Origin of the sequence: Catenulispora rubra, from assembly GCF_015356825.1 — a bacterium.
In the GTDB taxonomy this organism is placed as follows: domain Bacteria; phylum Actinomycetota; class Actinomycetes; order Streptomycetales; family Catenulisporaceae; genus Catenulispora; species Catenulispora rubra.
The window spans coordinates 1-18,422 of record NZ_JAACYW010000005.1 but is presented as its reverse complement, the minus strand read 5'-3'; the positions used below and the strand labels follow the sequence as shown (position 1 = coordinate 18,422).

Sequence of the window (18,422 nt, the reverse complement as noted above, 5' to 3'; positions counted from 1 at the left end):
GCGCCTACCGTAGAAGGGGCACCGTGGAAGCGGAGCGGCAGGCGTTCCGGCGCGGCTCGGTGAGGACTCCCATGACGCAAAGGCTTGGCACCCGGCGTGCGGCCATCGCGCCGACCCCCGGCGACGAGGCACCGACCGGCTACCACGACCTTGGGCCGGTCCGGAGCAGTGTGACCGGAACCTTGTTCAGCGCGTACAGCGAACGCCTGGGGCTTCGGGTCGCGCTGAGAGTGGCGGAGGCGCCTGCCTCCGCAGCCGTGGCACGACGGTTCCTTCGGGAAGCGGAGGCTCTGGGGCGGCTGGCGCAGTGCGCGAATGTCGCCGCACTGGTCGACGCGGGAGTGACCGACCGCGGACAGCCCTATACGGCGCGGGAGTACTTCGAGGACGGATCGCTCTCGGACCTCCTGCAGACCGCTGGGCCGTTGCCGCTCACGGACGTCCTTCACATCGGCGTCCTGGCAGCTGAAGCGTTGGGTTCGGCGCATGCACTCGGTTTCCTGCATCAGGGCGTCAAGCCCCAGAACATCATGCGGGTGGCGGCTGGCGACATCGCTCTGGCGGACTTCGCGATCCCGGCGTTGGCGCCGGCTCCCACGCAGATCGAGGCTCCGGTGCACTGCGCGCCGGAATGGCTGCAGGGGCGGCCGCCGAGTGTCGCGGCGGACGTCTATTCGCTGGGCTCGACGCTGTTCCAGCTTCTCGCGGCGCGGCCGCCGTATCGGCCGAACGGCGGCGTCGCGAGCCTGCTGCTGCGGATGCTGAACGAGGAACCGCCGCTGCTGGTACGCGCCGACGTGCCGCCGGCGCTGGCGGCGGTGGTGGCGCGCGCCATGGCCGGGGAGCCGGGGGAGCGGTACCAGGACGCTCATCTGGTGGCCGCCGCACTGCGGTCGGTACAGGCGGAGCTGGGCCTGGACGTCACCGGGCCGGTGCCCGGCGGCACCGTCGACGCAGGCCGGCCGGTGTGGATGCTGCCGGAACCGCAGACGGCGGCCGTGGCCGGGGCGGCACACGAGCCAGAGTCACTCGGCGGCGCCGAGACGGTGGCAGGACTCGTGGGTTCGGCTGCTCCCGACCCGGCAATCGGCGCCGTGCCGGGCCGCGGCGCCGCACGGACCGGTGGTCGGTGGCGCTGGCCGACAGCCGTGGGAGCAAGCGCGGTCGCGGTGGCAGCGGTGGGGGCGCCGTTGTTGTTCAGCCGATCGGCGGGTCCTGGCTCCCATCCCGCACCGAACACTTCCTCGACGTCTGCCACGTCCGCCGCGCCCGGCGGCCAGGTCGCGGCAGGCGCACCAGCCCAGACCGCGCCGCCGTCCGTCGCAGCCCCGGCCGGGGTCGTCGTGCTCGATGCCGGCACGACCGTGAACCTGCGCTGGACGCTGCCGCCGGGCTCGGAGCTGTATCCCGTGCTGGTCCAGGTGGCGCCGGCCTCGGGACACCAGTCGTCGTCGAACCCGGTGCCGGCCCCGGTGCCGCTGCCCGGCGCCACTCGCGCCTACGCGGCGACCGGCCTCGACCCGGCCGCCGGCTATTGCTTCCAGATCGGCCTGCTGCTGCGCTTCGGCGACGCCTCGACCCCGCCGACCGAGGTGTGGTCGACGCCGGCCTGCGTGCGCGGCGCGGTTGCGGCGGCCGGCGGGGCGGGCGGGCACTGATGTCCGACCGGCCGATTCCCAAGCGCCGGCCCGGCTTCTTCAGCACCTCGTCCTTCCTGCGTCTGGCGGTCTGCGAGGCGGCGATCGCCGGCGGCCTGGCGGCCTCCGGGCGGACCCGGTCCGCCGTCGGCGTCGCACTGCTGCTCGTCGCGATGACGGTGGCACGCCGCGACGGACGCTGGTGGGTCGAGCACCGTGCGGTGGTGCGCGGGTTCCGGCGGCGGGGCGCCGCTCGGCCCGGTTCGCATCCGGACCCCCGGCTCACAGCGCTCAGGGCGCTCGCACCCGGGCTCACGGTCGGATCGGTCGAGAACGGTCAGACCGACGTGGGCGTGGCCTGCGACGGTGACGGATGGTTCGCGGTCGCGGCCTTCAGCGGCTCAGAACAGATCGGTGTGGATCCGGATCCGGGCGCTGCCGACGCCCGCGACCGTCTGTTCCCTGATTTGGTTGCGGTACTCCGCGACAGCGGCCTCCCCGGAGCCGCGGTGCAACTGGTGACGCACACCGTGCCTGTGCCGGCCCCGAATCTCGACCCGGACTGCGCTGCGGCCGTCTCCTACCGCGAACTGACCCGGCTGGTGGGGACGGTTCCCGCCGAACGGTCGCAGTGGCTCGCGGTTCGGGTCGATGTCGCAGGCCTCGCCGGGGCCGGAGTGCGGCAGGCCGACCAGGCTCCGGCGATCCTCGCCGGACTGGCACGCCGCCTCGCGCGCGCGGCGAGCCGGTACGGTTCGAAGGCGACGGTCCTGGACGCCGAGGGTATGGTCAGGGCTTTGTCATACTCCGCTGGTATGTCTGAGCCGGCAACGGATTCAGCAGATGGCGCGGCACCCCACGAACAGTGGGACGCCTGGCATCCCGGACGCGTTTCGAACGGTGCCGGAGCCCGTGGCCTGGCACATCGCACCTTCTGGCTCCGCGACTGGCCGAATTCCTCGGGCATCACGGGCCTTCTGGACGACTTGGCCTGCACGCCCGCCGTTCTGACGAGACTCGCCCTCACGATCACCGCCGATCCGGCGAGCAGCGACAGCGTCGACGTCCGCTGCCTGATCCGCATCGCGACCAAGCCGGGAGACCTGGCGAACGCCTCAGCAGACCTCGAAGCGGTCGCCCGCTCCATGGGCGCCGAGCTGGTCGCGCTCGACGGCGAGCAGGTGCCCGCGACTTACGCGTCCCTACCGACTGGAGGAGGTCCGCGATGACTGTCCCGACGCCGAATTCGGCCGCGCTCGACTCGGTTCCGGACATAGAGCCCGCGGTCCTCACCGCCGAGGCCCCGACAAAGCTGGCCGCGACGACAAGCCTCGCCGCGACCGCATCCCCTGCCGCCGCCGCGACGCACTGCGCATCCACCGCCGCCGCTCCCTTAGCACCGGGCCCCGGCGCCGGTCCGCCGTCGAACGACCGCCGGATCGGAGCGCCCGAAGACGACCGGCCCCGCGGTGCGCGTCCGCCCCGTCTGCGCGTCGGCTGGCACACCATGCGCATGCGGAGCTCGGTCGACGCAGCAGAGCTCAGCGAGCTGGGCGATGATCGGTCCAGCCTGCGGCCGCCCCCGCTGCACAGCGGTCTGATCCTCGGCCGCGACGGCGCCGGCCATCCCGTCGCGGTTCCCATGCTCACCGCGGACCCGGCGCGCGTCGCTGTCGTCGGGAGCCGCCGCCTGGCGCAGATCGTCGTTCTGCGCACCCTGGCGCTGGGCGCCGCTGCCGTGATCACGGCAGCGGACCCGCCGGCGTGGCACGGATTCGGGTACGCCGCGACCGGCGAGCAGGACCGCGTCGTGGTGCTGCCGCAAGGTCGTCCGGTGACCGCGTTCGGCACGGCCGATCAGCCGGCGCTCGTGGTCTGCGACCTGGGCGACACGGCTCCGGCCGCGGTCCCGCAACCGTGGCCGTCGCAGACGTCGCAGATGTGGCAGACCTGGCTCATCGTCCTCAGCACCCTGTCCGACAACGCCCGCGAGCTGGCCGCCGACTGCCGCTTCCTGCTCCTCGAGTGCCCCGAACGCGACGGGACCCTCGTCCTGGTCCAGGGAGGTGAAAGCCGCCGCGTCCACCTCACGCCGACCGCCGTCGAGCGGAAGGCCTTCGGCGCCCCGGTCACTGCGCCGGCGGGCACCACGCGAGCTGTACCAGCCGCGCGCCGTCCCGGCGCGTGACCATCCATGCCCGCCCCGGTGGCAGCGGCTGGGGCTTCAGGTTCCCGAACAGCGCTCCCTCTTCCCGGGGACCGGACATCATGATCCCCGGGGCTGCCAGCTCCCTGATCCGCGCGATCACCGGGTCGTACATGGCTCGGCTCGCGCCGCCGATCCGTCGCGTCAGGACCAGGTGCAGTCCCAGATCGCGTCCCTGCGCCAGGAATTCCACGAGCGGCGCCAGCGGGTTGGACGCGGCTCCCGCGACCAGGTCGTAGTCGTCGACGAGCACGTAGACCTCGGATCCCTTCCACCAGCTGCGGGTGCGCAGTTGCTCGGCGGTGACGTCCGGTCCGGGCAGCCTCTCCCTGAGCACGGTCACGACGTCCGAGACCAGCCCGGCCGTCACCTGCGCCGAGGACCCGTACCCCGCCAGGTGCGGGGTGTCGATGCAGCCCAGCAGGCTGCGCCGCTGGTCGACCAGGATCACGCGCGCCTGCTCGGGGGTGTACGCCTGCGTGATGCTGCGCGCCAGAGCGCGCAGGAACGAGCTCTTGCCGCACTCGACGTCGCCGAACAGCAGCGCGTGCGGATCGGCGTCGAAGTCGAGGTGCACCGGCTGCAGGTCGAGCTCGGCGATGCCGACCGGCAGCCGCCCGCGCCGCACTGTGCCGCTGCCGCTGCCGCTGCCGCTACCGCTGCCGCTGGCGTTGGCGTTGCCCAGCGCAGGATCCTGAGAAGCGGCCACCGGTACCGCCAACGCTTCGTAGGGCAGCACATCCGGGAGCAACCGCACCGCCGGCGCCCGATCCCCGTCCCAGCCCTCCCGCACGCGCGCGACCAGAGCGGCCATGCCGTCGGCGAGGTCGGCGGCGTCCTGCCGGCCGTCGAGCCGGGGCAGCGCGGTCAGGAAGTGCAGCCCCTCCGGAGTCAGCCCGTGGCCCGGGCTCAGCTCCGGCACGTTGACCGCGGCCCGGCGGTTGAGGATCGAGTCCGCGGGCTCGCCGAGCCGCAGCTCGACCTTGGTCCCGAACAGGTCGCGGTGCTGCGGACGGATGTCCAGCCAGCGTCCGCACGCCGCGACCACGTGGACGCCGAGCCCGAGGCCGCGCGCCGCCAGCTCCACCACGAGCGGTTCGAGGTCCTCGAACTCCGAGCGCAGCGTGGCCCAGCCGTCCACCACCAGGAACACGTCGCCGAACGGATCGTCGGTGAACTGCCCCGAGCGCCGGGCGCGCCGATAGGCGGCGATCCCGTCCACCCCGTGCTCGGCGAACTGCGACTCCCGCTGCTGCAGCAGGCCGTGGACCTCGGCGACGGTCCGCCGGACCGCGTCGCCCGCACGCCGGGTATGGACCCCGCCGACATGCGGCAGGCCCGCCAGCGAGCGCAGCGCGCCGCCGCCGAAATCGAGACAGTAGGCCTGGAACTCGCCGGGAGTGTGGGTCAGCGCCAGGCTTGCTATCAGGGTTCGTATGAACGTGCTCTTGCCGCTCTGCTGCGCGCCGGCCAGCAGCACGTTGCCCGCGGCCCCGGCCAGGTCCAGCGTCATGGTGTCGCGCCGCTGCTCGAACGGCCGGTCCACGAGTCCGGTCACCGCCCGCAGGGCGCCGTGCGCCGACCGGTCGCCGACGGTCAGCCCGCGGTCCGGGACCAGGACCGGCGGCAGCAGCCCGTCCAGGGTCGGCGGCTCGTCCAGAGGCGGCAGCCACACCTGGTGTGCCGCGGGCCCCTGGCCTTCCAGGCGCTTGACGAGGACGTCCATCAGGGTGTCGCCGCGGACCGCCTCCTCGCCGTCGTCATCAGGGGCTTGAGGCGCTTGCGGGGCGAGCCGGTCCTGTGTCGCGAGCACATAGTGGGTGCCGTAGGGCAGGACGAGGTCGGGAGCTTCCCCGAGCTGCGCGCCCGCCGGTCCGCCGCCACTGCGGTGCACGCCCGAGACATAGGCGGCCTTGAACCGGGTCAGCGTGTCGGTCCCGACCTTCAGGAACCCGTGCCCGGGGGCGCGCGGCAGCTCGTAGGCGTCGGGAACCCCCAGTACCGCGCGGCTTTCCATCGAGGAGAAGGTCCGCAGCCCCAGCCGATACGACAGGTGCGTCTCCAGTCCTCGCAGGCGCCCTTCCTCCAGCCGCTGGGATGCCAGCAGCAGGTGCACGCCGAGCGAGCGTCCGACCCGGCCGATCTGGACGAACATGTCGATGAAGTCCGGGCGCGCGGTGAGCAGCTCGCTGAACTCGTCGCAGATGATCAGCAGGCTCGGCAGCGGCTCCAGCGGCACGCCTGCCGCCCGGGCTCGTTCGTAGTCGCGCTGCGAGGCGTGGTTGCCGGCGTCACGCAGCAGCTCCTGCCGCCGGACCAACTCGCCGGAGATGGCGCCGAGCATCCGGTCCACCAGCGACAGCTCGTCGGCGAGGTTGGTGATGACGGCGCTGGTGTGCGGGAGCCGGTCCAGGGCGGCGAAGGTCGCGCCGCCCTTGAAGTCGACGAGGACGAAGTTGAGGATCTCCGGGCTGTGCGTCACCGCCAGCGCCAGGACCAGCGTGCGCAGCAGCTCGCTCTTGCCGGAGCCGGTGGCGCCGACCAGCAGGCCGTGCGGGCCCATCCCGTCCTGCGCCGACTCCTTGAGGTCCAGCTCCAGCGGCCGGCCGTCCGGGCCCACCCCGATCGGCACGCGCAGCCGGTCCCGGGCGGGCCGGACGGCGCGCAGCGCCGCGAGGTCGAAACCGTAGGGGTCGGCCAGGCCCAGCAGCTGCCCCAGGCCCAGGTCCGCGCCGAGCGCGGGCCCGTCGGCGGCCGAGGAGGCGGACAGCCGCAGCGGGGCCAGCTGGCGGGCGAGGACCTCGGCGGCCCCGCCGTCGAGCGTGTCCGCGCGGCCGAGGTCCGTGCGCCCCTCGGCCGTGGTCGCCACCAGAGCGCCGGCAGGGTCCTGATCCAGGATCACCGATGTCCCGTCGAGCAGCCGCGGCGGCGGGGTCGAGAGATCCACCAGGGTGACGCCGTCGAGGCCGCCGTCGGCCAGCAGGTGATCCGAGCCTTCGGTCCCGCCGCCGTCGACGACCACCACCAGGTGCGGGGAGGCGCCCGGACCCGCCGCCGGCGAGCCGGCCGGCCGGAACCTGCCGCGTCCGGCGAGCACGTCGTCGAGCATCGCCTCCAGCGCCGTCACCGACGGCGTGAACAGCCGCACCTGCCCCACGGCGTCGGACTTGGCGGCGTGCAGCGCGTGCGGCAGCCACTTGGCCCACTCCCAGTCCGCGCGCCGCTCGTCGGACACGCAGACCGCGACCAGCAGATCGTCGGGGGCGTGGAAGGCGCCCAGCTGCGCCAGCACCGCCCGGGCCAGGCCGCGGCGGTAGGCCTCGGGGCCGCGCAGATAGACGTGGGAGAAGTCACGGAGCGCCACCGCCACTGGCAGCTCCCGGACGGCCGAGTAGGAGGCGACGAACGTGCGCAGAGCCTTGGCACACAACGGCTCCAGCTCGTCGACCGGCCGGGTCTGCGGCGGGATCAGCGGCGTCGCCAGCTCCTGCGGCCCCAGGCCCAGCCGGACCACGGCGAAGTCGGCGTCGCCCCGCCGGCGTTCCCACAGCCGGCCGCTGTTCACCGTCGACCACAGCGATGCGGGGTCCGGGTGCCGGTAGTGCACCGCCTCGCGTTGCCGCCGGATGACGTCGCGGGCCTGGGAGCGCTGCGCGGACAGCCGGCGCATGTACTGCCGGCGGGCCTCGATCAGCTCCCGCTTGCCCGGACCGCTGTTCCCGGCCACCATCGTCGCCATCATGCCGAGTGTGGAGATCCCGTACATGCTTCCCGCGACATAGGTGATCGGGCCGCCGCGGCCCTGGCTCATCATCAGGCCCATCGCCGCGGTACCGGCGGCCATCGGCAGCATGCTGAGCAACCGGGCCCAGCTCTTGCCGGCCGCGTCGGGCAGCTCCGGCGGCGCCTCCAGCAGGATCTCGCCGGTCGGCAGCAGCGGCGCCGGCCGGCGCGGCGGGCGTTTCACGACGACCAGGGACAAGGTCGGCCACCTCCGTGCCAGATCAGGATTCTCACGCTAATCCGCGCCGGCACCCCGCTGCAGGTCCTGAGAAAACAGGACACCGCGGGGCCGTTCGGAGCTGGTCCGCGCGGTGTTACGGTGACCGCGACAGCGGCCGTCGGCCGCGAGCGGGAGGTGGTGGCGGTGGTGGCCGCGACCGGACTGGGCCTGACGAGGGTCACTGTGGCGACCGGGTCCGCGGCGTCGGCCGCGTCGGCTCCCGCGGCCCGGGGCGCCGGCGGTCGGCGCGTCGACGTGGCGGTGCCCGGCGACGTGACCGTGGGCGAACTGTTGCCGCACCTGCTGCGGCACGCGGGAGGGGAGCCGGCGGACGCCGGGGAGGCGCACGGCGGCTGGGCACTCCGGCGCGGCCCCGGGACGCTCCTGGACGACAACAGGACCCTGACCATGCAGGAGGTCCGGGACGGCGAGGTCCTGTATCTCGTGCCGCGCCGCGTGGACTGGCCCGAGCCCGCCTACGACGACGTGGTGGACCTCATCGCCGCCGACGCCCGCCGGGTCGCGAGGTCCTGGGACGGCGCCGCCACCCGGCTGTGCGCGTTGGCCGTGACCGTGGTGCTGCTGATGCTGGGCGCGGTCCTGCTCGCCCGGTCCGGGCCGGCGTGGCGCACCCCCGGCGCGGTGGCGTTGGCCGTGGCGCTGGCCACGGAACTGACCGGGGTCCTGGTGTCGCGCTCGTCCGGGGACGCCGGCGCGGGGGCGGTGCTGGCGGCCTGCGGACTGCCGTACGCGTTCGGCGGCGGGTTGGCGCTGGGCGCTCCCGCGTCCGAGAGAACCGGGAAGGGCTTCATCACGTTCCCGCCGCTGACTGCCCACGATCTGCTGCTGGGATCGAGCGTCATGGTGTTGTTCAGCGTCGTCGGGTTCGTCGGTGTCGCCGCCGGGACACGGATGTTCACCGCCGGCGCGGCCGGCGGCCTGTTCGCCGCCGGGGGTGCCGCGTCGGCGGCGGCCGGGGTGTCTCCGGCCGGCGCCGCCGCGACCGTCCTCGCCCTGGCGATCGGACTGCTGCCGGGGTACCCGCCGGCCGCCGCCTGGTTGGGCCGGCTGCCGATGCCCGAGCTTCCCGACCGGCCGGAGGCGATTCTCGCGGACCGGCCGCTGCCGGCTCGCTCGGACGTCTTCGCCGCTGTCGTGCGGTCCACCGATCTGCTGTCGGGCCTGCTGCTCGCGGCGGCGGCCGTCAGCCTCGCCGCCATGATCGTGCTGGTCGACGCCGGCCCGGCGGCTCGCGTGCTGTGCGCCGCCGGATGTGTCGCCCTGCTGTTGCGTGGCCGGTTCTTCCCGAGCCCGGTCCAGCGGATCCCGCTGGTGGCGGCCGGGGGCGCCGGGTTGGCCGTGGTGCTGCTGGCGATGGCGGGGTCGACCCATGACCAGACCGGGCGGATGTGGCAGTTCGCCGCTGTGGCCGTGGCGGCGGCGCTGGTCTTCGCGTCCGGCCTGGTGTACAGCCGGCGCCGGCCCTCGCCGCGCGCGGGCCGCGTCGCGGACTTCGTCGACCTTGCGGCGATCATCGCGCTGGTGCCGCTGGCGTGCGCGGTGCTGGGCGTCTACCAGGCCGTGCGGGACGTGTTCGCCGGCATCGGCGGCTGACGGTGGCCGTGTCCGACCAGCTCATGGGGGATCCGCGATGACATCCCGCCGGGACCAGCTCCAGTCCTACCAGTTCCTGGTGCACCGGACTATCTCAGCCTTCGTCATGCGCCAGACCGATCCCGTCGCCTCCCCGCTGCGCCGGGGCGTGGGCGCGATGTTCGCCGGGGCGATGGCCGCGGTCCTCGCGGCGGCGGGGTTCGGGGTCTACGGGTTGCTGACCAAGTCCGGCCCCGCCGACACCCGTACCGAGGGCACGGTGGTCGTCGAGAAGGAGACCGGCGCCGACTACGTGTTCCTGGGCGGGCTCCTGCACCCGGTCCTGAACTACGCCTCGGCGCTCCTCGCGGCGGGGGCGGCGGGGAAGGAGACGCCCTCGGTGTCGGTGGTCAGCGGCACCACGTTGGCCGGGGTGCCCCTCGGCTCGACCATCGGCATCGCCGGCGCGCCGGCGTCGCTGCCCGCTGCCGGTCGCGCGGTCGGGATGCCGTGGACCGCGTGCTCGGCTCCCGCCGGCTCGTCGACCACCGCCGCCGGCCCGACCTCCGGTTCCGCAAGCGCGCCGAATCCGGTCGCGGGGCAGCGGATCCTGACGGTGTTCGTGGGCGCCGCTCCGGCCGCCGGCGCCGTCCTCGGTGCCGGCCAGGCGCTGCTGGTGACCGATCCGGCCGGTGCCCAGGAGTTCCTCCTCTGGCACGGACATCGCTACACCGTCCAGAAGCCGCAGGTCGTCGTTCCTGCGTTGTTCGGCGCGCTCGTGACCGCGACGCCGGTCAGCGCGGCGTGGCTCAACACGGTGCCCGCCGGGACCGACATCGCGCCGATCGGGGTTTTGGGTCAGGGCGCGGATTCACCGGCGGTCCCGGGGCGGCGGATCGGTGATCTGCTGGTCGCGGCGACCGCCGCCGGGCCGCAGTACTACCTGGTGCGCTCCGACGGTCTGGAGCCGATCACCGCGCTGCAGAAGGACATCCTGCTCGCGCAGCTCCCAGGGCAGCCGAGCGCCGTGGGCCTGGCCGACATCGCCGACCTGCCCCGGTCGGTAGCGGCCGGTCCCGGTGCCGAACCCACCGATCCGCCGCAGAACCCGCCGGCGCTCGTGACGCCCGCGGCCACAGACCCCGTCTGTGCGCTGTGGCGGGACGCGCACTCCGCGCCGAGCCTCACGATCGCGAGCCTGCCGGCGGGCGCCGAGGCCGCTGTGCCGACCGGCCCGTCCGCAATGGGGACCGGCGTCGCCGACCGGATCCTGGTGCCATCCGGGCACGTGGCCGTGGTGCGGGCTCTGCCGTCGCCCGACGCCACCGCCGGCGCGTACTACATCGTCACCGACATCGGCGTCAGGTACCTCGCACCGTCCGACGCCGTACTCAAAACGCTGGGATACGACGCGACGAGCGCTGTCGACGTCCCGGCCCAGCTGCTCACGCTCATTCCCGCCGGGCCCGCCCTCGATCCGACTGCCGCGGTGCAGCCGGTGCAGGTGGCCCAGGCGGGCGGGTCATAAGCCGGCCGTCGTCAGGGCCTTTGTCGGACCTTTGCATCACGTCCGCCGAACAGCTCCAGAGGTGGACCGGGCTCAGCGGGCTCAGGCCACACCGAAGTCACGGCCGCAGTGGACGGCCGCCAGCCGCCACGGCGTCCGCGCACCACCACCGGGCGCCCCAGGGCGACTGCCGCCGCGGCGATGAGCGCGATCGCGGCCGCGATCAGCGTGGGGTCCTGATGATCGGCAGGCGTCGGAGGCGGCGGCGCGAGGTGCTCGGCCGCCGCGGCGGTTCCGGCGCGCGCCGGAACCGCCGTCGCCGTGACCGCAGAGTACGGATTCACCATGCCGTGTCCGAATTCGGGACTGCCCGGGCCGCCGACCGGAGTCGCGGTTTCCGTCAGCCGGCTCACCACCGATGCCGCCGGCGCCAGCGGCAGCTGCTGGCGGACCAGCGCCGCGGTGCCCGCGACGAAACCGGACGCCACATCGGTGCCGTCGACCGTCGCCGCTCCGCCACCGCGCTGCAGGCAGACCGTCGCGACCCCGGGCGCGACGAGTCCGATGAAGCCGCCGATCGGCGAGCCGGTCCAGCGCCTGTCGTTCGCGTCCAGCGCGCCCACGTTCAGGACGGAGCCGGTTCCGGCGGTCGCCGTCGGCACCGGCGTGGCCGAAGGACTGCTGTGCGCCGACAGGACGCCCGCGGCGACGATGAGGACGACGTTCCGGTCGGCGGCCTGCGCAAGGGCCGCCGACAGCTCCGGGCTGGAGGAGTATGCGGGCTCTGCGACATCGACGATCTGGGCGCCGTGGCCGATCGCGAAGGTGATCCCGGCAGCCAGCACCTTCGGATCCGTGCCCTGGTCCGGTTGTCCGCTGCCGTCGGAGATCCGGACCGGCAGGATGCGGGCCTTCGGAGCGAGCCCGACGACACCGGTCGCGGGGCCGGCGGATCCGGCGGGATCGGCGTCTGAAGTGCTCTGGTCGGCCGCGTCGTCGTGTGCTGCGAGCGTCCCGGCGATGGCCGTTCCGGTGCCGACGCAGTCGTCGTCGGCAGGGCCACGACCCGTCAACGCGTCGTACCCGGGTTCCACGGAACCGGCCAGCAGCGGCTGCGCGGCATCCACCCCGGTGCTCAGCACCGCGACCACGACCCCTGATCCGTCGGCGAACGGCCGCACCCGCTCGGGGGAGAGGACCTGCTGCTGCCAGGGCGTGCCGTGCCACGGTGTTCCGGGTTGCGCGCACTGCGTGTCGGCGCGCGCCGTCGGCGGCGCGGTCACGCCCAACGTGGCCACGGCCGCGCCCACGATGGTCGCGACGGCGCGGTTCATTGCGCCGCCCACCCCGACGTCGGCCACAGCTGCAGCATTTGCAGGATCTCGGGGGACAGCGAGATCCCTGACGGACTGTCCGGGTCGACCGCCAACCCGCAGCCCTCGGGCCACGCCGTCAGGACGAACCGGAACGCCGCCACGACGTACGGGACCGGCTGCGGGAAGGCCCGGGTGAAGGCGGCGCGCGAGGTGAACACCTCGATGCCCGGCGATTCGGGGCCTCCGGTGATCCGCCACGGGAACTCCGCCTCCAGGATCCGTGCCGGGCCGTCGACCGGAGCCGTCGTGGGCACCAGGACCAGCGCGCCGAGCAGCCGGTGCACGTAGGCGTCGACGTCGGCCGTGCGGATCGCCTCGGCGAGCGCCGCTTCGAGCTCATGCGGAGCCTCGCCGGAGCCGGAGAGGTCGGCGTCCGCCTGTGCGGCCAGCGCCTTCACCGTCGTGACGTGCACCGCGCCGCGCGCTGCCTCCGCCACGGATTCCAGGCGCACGTAGGCGTCCACCGGCGTTCCCGGGTTCACCGCCAGGCGCCAGCCCGGGTCCGGCCAGTGGCGGCGCAACTCCTCATAGCTCGTGGCGACGGAGGCGTCGGCGAACTCTGCGACGTGCGCCATGAGGCCGTCGACGGAGGTGAACGCGAGGACGTAGGTGTGGCCGAAGATCACCCGGGTGGCGAACCGCTGCATTCCCGCCTGCCGGTCGGCGATCGAGCCGGGCAGATACAGAGTCGCCGACTCCACCAGCCGGAAGTAGGCCGCGCTGTCCCCGGCCGCCGCCGCTCGCGCCATCGACTCCTCGACGGCGTTGGCGGGCTTCCAGGAGTCGGCCGGACGGCCGAAGCCCGAGGTCGTCATCAAGGTTCCTCAATCCCGGAGGGCACGCGGCCGCAGCGTGTGCCACAGGGCCGCGCGCACCCCCGTCCGGCGTCGGATCAGGGCGGCCACGTGGTCGTGGTGGGTCCAGGCCGACGCGCGGACGTCCGGGCCGGTCTCGCTGTTCGCGACCGCGATGCCCGGGGCCGCGAAGGCCGCCGCGTCGGCGAGTCCGGCCAGTGGCGCCAGGTGGGCCAGCGCGGGAGCGCCGAGCAGCCGCCCGGCCCGGTCCGCCACTTCGGCCGTGGTCAGCGCCTCGACTCCGGTCACCTCGACCCAGCGCAGCCGGTTGACGGTCTCCTGCCACGCGGCGCCGACGCTGGCGGCGGTCGAGGCGAGCCGTCGGCGCCGGCGACGACGGAGTCGCGGTACGACGAGTACGGCGGCCAGATAGCCGACGGGGATCGACGCTGCGGCCACCGACCAGACCAGCCAGGTGGCGTGACGCGCGGGTGGCGGCATCGTGCGTGCCGCCTGGAGCGGCCTGCCGCCCGACGCGGTCCGGTCGGCGGCCGGCGGCGGTACGGCGTCCAGTGCCTGGTCGAGCTTCGCGCGCTCCGGCGTCTGCCCCTCGGCGGGCATGACGGTGTCGGTGGAGGACGAGGCTCCGGGCGTCGGATAGAACGGAACCCATCCGATGCCCGCGAAGTCGACCTCCGGCCACACGAAGGCGTCGGCGCCGCCGACCTGCCACACGCCCGGAGCCGTCTGGCTGCCCTGCTGGAAGCCGACGACGACCCGGGACGGCAGGCCGACGCTGCGCGCCATCACCGCGAAGGCCGTCGCGAACTGCTCCGACTGTCCGCGGTGGCTGACCCCGAGGAAGTAGGCGAGGTGGCCGTAGGTGTGGCCCGGCGGCGCGCCGGGGTCGTCGTGCTCTGTCGTCCGCAGAAAGTGTTCGAGCTGGTTCGCCTGCAGGAACGGTGACGTCGCCCCGGCCACCGCCCGCACGGCGGTGTCGCGGACGGTCTGCGGCAGACCGGGAGGCAGGACCGTGTCCGCGCGGGCACCGGGATCCGGGACGGCGGCCAGGAGCTCCGCGGCGGACGGGTCAGGGGTCTGCGACACCACGTCGTAGGAGCGGCCGGGCTGCAACGCCTCGCGGCTCAGCAGGCTTCCGGTCGCGGCGTCGGCGAGGATTCCCGGCCCGCCGACCGCGCTCACCGACCTCGGGGTGGACGCGGCCGGCAGCCAGCGTCCGGACAGGGCGTCGATGGTGAAACGCTGGGAGAGCGGCGGTCCCGCCGCGGTGCCCGATTCCGGCACCTGCGCGGCGACCGGCCAGTACAAGCCGGTGCTCGACCAGTTTTGGCCGTCGAACCGATCGAGGGCGGCCAGCCGCCAGTCCTGCCCCGTGGGCGCCGCCACCTGGAACAGCGGCGTCGCCGGATGCGCCAGCCACCCCGCCACCTCGTCGAGCGGATCCGCCACCTCGGCGGGCTGCGCCTGCGGACGGACGAGATGGCGGGGGTCGAAGGCCTGCCTGCCGCCGAGCGTGGCCGGGGCCAGGAGCACGGCGCTCGCGGCGATCGACGCCGCCGCCGGGGCACCGAGGACGGCGAGGCGGGACCATGAGGAGTCCTCAGTGAGCAGGAGCAATGAGCAGCCGGTGGTCAGACCGGCGGCGAGCAGGCTGATGCCCCGGCTGCCGGTGCCCAGCGTCACACCGGCAGCCAGGACGATGAAGCCGGCAGCCAGGACCGGCAGCACCCGGCGGCTTCCCGTCAGAGCCTCTCCGCCGGCCCATGCCGCGCACCACAGGAGGCTGTAGAGACCGATCATCAGCGCGGGATCGGCGGGCACCGGCGGCGGGGTGGTGAGCAGTCCGTACCAGCAGCTCCGCAACGAAGTCAGGGCCCAGACAGGATTCGCCGACGGGCCGGCGGACCCGGGCAGGCGCGGCAGCGCGAGCGGGATGAGCAGGAGCCAGGCGATGACACCGACCGGCAGGGTCGGCCAGAGTGGGACGCGAGTTGTCCGGCGCAGTGCGACCAGAACGGTCGGCACCAGGACCGCGGCTGCGATGGTTCGGAACAGCGGACCCGCAGGGAAGACACGCTCCCACGCGGCGGCCGCAGCGGTGAGCAGCAGGCCGCCGAGCACAAGCCGTGGCAGCGGTTGGCCGAGGGCCGGCCGTCCCGTCCGGGGTTCCGTGCCGTTCCGACCCTGCGCTGAGGCGGACATCGCGGGGCCGTCGTGCGCCTGCCGGCTGGCTTCGTGGACCTGGTTCATCGTGCTGTCCTGCGGTGCCAGGCCGATCTGAACCCGTCCAGATCCGTCACGTGCAGCACCTGCGTTCCGCGTCCCGCATGGGGCGCCTCGTGCGCCGCAGCTCCAACTCTCACCACGGTCACTGCGTCGAACTCCAAGCCGTCCAGGGCAGTCGGGTGGACGTCTCCGGTCACGAATGACAGTGCTCCACGTCCGCGCGCCGACCGGACCGCGGCCATCGGCGACTCGTCGTCGTCGGCGCTCAGCCGCACAGCTGCCAGCCGGTCCAGCACCACCGCCGGAGCCGCGTGCCCATCGAGGAACAGCCGCCCGGACACCTGTCCGCCGCAGGCCAGCACCAGCGGGAATCCGGGCCGCGCGGCGGCCAGCGTCACCGAGGCCGCGACGTCCACCGCTAGCTCGAAGTCGTCGGCACAGCAGTAGGCGCTCGCTCGCGCGTCCAGCACGACCACCGTGCGGGGCAGGCTGGTGTCGGCCAGGGCGCGCACCATCAGCGTCCCCGTGCGCGCCGAGGTGCGCCAGTGGATCTGGCGCAGATCGTCACCGAACTCATACTGGCGCAGCGTGTGGAAGGCCACCGATCCGGCGGCACGATCCGCTCCCGGTCCGTCCGGGCTGCGCAGACGCCCCGACGGCGCGGCCGCCAGGGACACCGTCCTGGGCAGAACCCGCAGGGTCCGGGTCCCGCCATGCGTGCGGGACCGGCTCAGCAGCCCGAAGGGATCCGTCGTGACCAGCCGCAGCGGCCCCACGACCACGTCTCCGCGCTGTGCGGTGGGCACCGGGTAGCTGGTCGTGGCGGACTCGCCGCGCCGTGGCGCCGGCAGCGGCACCGAGATCTCGGCCCGGCCGAAGCGGTCCACCGCGTGCACACCGGCCCATCCCCGCCGCCCGCGCTGTGAGCAGGTCAGCACCGCGATAGCGGCCTCGCCCCGGGACACCCGCTCCGGCGCCAGATCCCGGATCACCTCGACGCCCGGCGAGCGGACGACCCAGAACACCGCGACGGCCAGCGCGAGTATTCCCGCGACGCCGGGAACCGCGAGTTCCGGATACCCGAACCACCATCCGGCGCCGCTGCTCAGGACGGCTGCCGCCGCCACGCCCCAGCCGCGTGCGGTCGGCATGGTCAGACCCCGACCGGCGCCGCGGTGCGGGGCACCGGCACGCTGCTCAACACCGATTCCACGATGTCGCCGACGGTCCGCTCGCTCTGCTCGGCCTCGGGAGTCAGCACCAGACGGTGTGCCAGCACCGGCTCGGCCAACGCCTTGAAATCGTCCGGCACCACGTATTGGCGCCCGCGTACCGCCGCGCGGATCCGCGCGGTCCGCACCAGCGCCAGACTGGCGCGCGCCGAGGCGCCCAGGCGCAGCTCGGGCCGGGAACGGGTGGCCGAGACGAGGTGGACGGCGTAGTCGTAGAGAGCATCCGCCACATGGATCCCCGCGGCGTACGCGGTCATCGCGGCGACATCGGCCGCGGACGTCTCCGGCCAGCTCAGCGTCTCCAGCAACGACTCGCTGCTCGCGCCCCGCACCACCGCCACCTCGGCCGCGTGGTCCGGGTAGCCGACGGCGACGCGCATCAGGAACCTGTCGAGCTGGGCCTCCGGCAGCGGATACGTCCCGGCCAGTTCGATCGGGTTCTGCGTCGCGATCACCATGAACGGCCGCGGCACCGGCCGGCTGACGCCGTCGACCGTCACCGTGTGCTCCTCCATCACCTCCAGCAGCGCCGACTGGGTCTTCGGCGAGGCCCGGTTGATCTCGTCGCCCAGCACGATGTTCGCGAACACCGGCCCCGGATGGAACTGGAAGACCCGCTCGCCGGGATGGAAGATGGACACCCCGACCACATCGGAGGGCAGCAGGTCCGGGGTGAACTGGACGCGCTGGAGCCGTCCGCCGATCACCGCCGCCAGACACCGGGCCAGCGTCGTCTTGCCGACCCCCGGCACGTCCTCCACCAGCAGATGGCCGCCGGCCAGCAGGCAGGTCAGCGCCCGCTCGACCACCTCGCGCTTGCCGCGGATGACGCGCTCCACGCTGTCGGCCATCGAGGTGAACCGCAGGGCGAAGTCGGTTCCGCTCATCGGGGACACCGCCGAGGAGCCCGGGTGCTCTGCGGGCCACGCCGGCCCGGACTCGTCCGGTCCCGCTGTCACGTACATGACCACACTCCTGTCGCTGTGCTGATGTAACCGCTGGCCACCCAGCCGTTCGAGCCGGCCAGCTGGTACCAGGTCGATCCGGTCAGGGTCTTGTCGACCGGGTCCTGCCAGGTGTCGCCCGGACCGATGCAGGCCACGGAGACGGAGGCGCTGCTGCCCGCCGGGTACTGGGTGATCACGGCGCCCGAGAGGTGGGGCGTCTTGCGCTCGTTGACCGGAAGCTGCGAGTTGTTCGTGAGGTGGCCCGGCCAGGGGCCGGCCGACAGCCGGACCGATCCGCTGGCCGGCGGCTGGCTCAGCCCCGCCGGGTTCCGCGCGGCCACGGTGACCAGGTAGCTCTGGAAGTTCGCCAGGCCGCCGACGGTGTCCGAGGTGCCGGTCAGCCCGGTGTGGGAGGCCGAACCCCAGGAGACCTCGTAGGTCACCGGTGCCCCGCCGTCGCTGGACGGGGCGCTCCAGCTCACGCCGATCTGGTGCTCGGTCCCAGTGTCCAGCCGCAGGTTCTGCGGCGCGCCCGGGGCCAGGCAGGGCAGGGCGCCGGCGGTGGCCTGGGTGGCGGCGCCCCCGTTCGGGTAGTTGGCCGAGACCCCGAACCGGTAGGGCGTGGCGGTGCAGGTCAGGCCGCTGACGGTGAAGTACGCGGGTCCGCCGGCGGGCACCGGGGGCACCGACACCCCGGTCGGCAGCCCGGTCAGCGTGTAGTTCGTGACGCCCGCTCCGACCGGGGTGAAGGTGACCCGGATCGAGCCGGCCTGCGACGTCTCGGTCACCGACTGCGGCGCGACTGGCGGTGGTGGCGGCGGTGTCGAAGAGCTCGAAGACGTGGCGGGCGTCGAGGGCTTCGCCGGGGTCGACGGCGAGC

At 73.9% G+C, this 18,422-nt stretch carries 12 protein-coding genes; 5 read left to right on the top strand and 7 right to left on the bottom strand.

Going from position 1 to position 18,422, the window contains the following annotated elements; all coding sequences use genetic code 11:
* The first annotated feature begins 71 nt into the window (after window positions 1-71).
* The 3 genes from GWK61_RS03125 to GWK61_RS03115 are packed head-to-tail and all read left to right on the top strand — an operon-like array spanning window position 72 to window position 3,825.
* Window positions 72-1,658, top strand: a complete 1,587-nt coding sequence (locus tag GWK61_RS03125) for a serine/threonine protein kinase (RefSeq protein ID WP_194904679.1) — start codon at window positions 72-74, stop codon at window positions 1,656-1,658.
* Complete coding sequence (locus GWK61_RS03120; RefSeq protein WP_194904677.1) at window positions 1,658-2,866, top strand: type VII secretion protein EccE; 1,209 nt, start codon at window positions 1,658-1,660, stop codon at window positions 2,864-2,866. Before GWK61_RS03125 ends, GWK61_RS03120 begins: the two co-directional genes overlap by 1 nt.
* Window positions 2,863-3,825: a hypothetical protein gene (locus GWK61_RS03115; protein WP_194904675.1), complete on the top strand. Its 963-nt coding sequence runs from the start codon at window positions 2,863-2,865 to the stop codon at window positions 3,823-3,825. Before GWK61_RS03120 ends, GWK61_RS03115 begins: the two co-directional genes overlap by 4 nt.
* Here the strand turns inward: GWK61_RS03115 and eccCa are convergent.
* Window positions 3,767-7,825 carry a type VII secretion protein EccCa gene (eccCa, locus tag GWK61_RS03110; RefSeq protein ID WP_194904673.1) on the bottom strand — a complete coding sequence of 1,353 codons (4,059 nt, stop codon included), beginning with the start codon at window positions 7,823-7,825 and terminating at the stop codon, window positions 3,767-3,769. The two genes, GWK61_RS03115 and eccCa, sit on opposite strands and share 59 nt — an antisense overlap.
* Window positions 7,826-7,945: 120 nt before the next feature.
* Between eccCa and eccD the strand changes: the two genes are divergently transcribed.
* Together eccD and eccB are read left to right on the top strand one after the other, a co-directional pair.
* Window positions 7,946-9,460, top strand: a complete 1,515-nt coding sequence (eccD, locus tag GWK61_RS03105) for a type VII secretion integral membrane protein EccD (protein WP_323747391.1) — start codon at window positions 7,946-7,948, stop codon at window positions 9,458-9,460.
* Between the two features lie 37 nt (window positions 9,461-9,497).
* Window positions 9,498-10,967, top strand: coding sequence for a type VII secretion protein EccB (gene eccB / locus GWK61_RS03100; protein ID WP_194904671.1), 1,470 nt, complete (start codon window positions 9,498-9,500; stop codon window positions 10,965-10,967).
* An 11-nt stretch (window positions 10,968-10,978) separates the two neighbouring features.
* Here eccB and GWK61_RS03095 read toward each other — a convergent pair whose 3' ends face one another.
* From GWK61_RS03095 to GWK61_RS03070, 6 genes are all read right to left on the bottom strand, one after another.
* Window positions 10,979-12,280, bottom strand: a complete 1,302-nt coding sequence (locus tag GWK61_RS03095) for a S8 family serine peptidase (protein WP_194904670.1) — start codon at window positions 12,278-12,280, stop codon at window positions 10,979-10,981.
* The gene (locus tag GWK61_RS03090; protein WP_194904668.1) at window positions 12,277-13,137 is read right to left on the bottom strand and encodes an SseB family protein; all 861 of its coding nucleotides are present in this window, start codon (window positions 13,135-13,137) and stop codon (window positions 12,277-12,279) included. The genes GWK61_RS03095 and GWK61_RS03090 overlap by 4 nt, the downstream gene beginning before the upstream one ends.
* Before the next feature lie 9 nt (window positions 13,138-13,146).
* Window positions 13,147-15,387, bottom strand: a complete 2,241-nt coding sequence (locus tag GWK61_RS03085) for a transglutaminase TgpA family protein (RefSeq protein ID WP_194904667.1) — start codon at window positions 15,385-15,387, stop codon at window positions 13,147-13,149.
* A complete protein-coding gene (locus tag GWK61_RS03080) occupies window positions 15,384-16,514 on the bottom strand; it encodes a DUF58 domain-containing protein (protein ID WP_194904665.1) in 1,131 nt (376 codons plus the stop codon). The genes GWK61_RS03085 and GWK61_RS03080 overlap by 4 nt, the downstream gene beginning before the upstream one ends.
* 2 nt (window positions 16,515-16,516) lie before the next feature.
* The gene (locus GWK61_RS03075; RefSeq protein WP_194904830.1) at window positions 16,517-17,482 is read right to left on the bottom strand and encodes an AAA family ATPase; all 966 of its coding nucleotides are present in this window, start codon (window positions 17,480-17,482) and stop codon (window positions 16,517-16,519) included.
* A gap of 68 nt (window positions 17,483-17,550) precedes the next feature.
* On the bottom strand, window positions 17,551-18,422 hold an 872-nt coding region (locus GWK61_RS03070; RefSeq protein ID WP_228561666.1), incomplete at its 5' end, for a fibronectin type III domain-containing protein.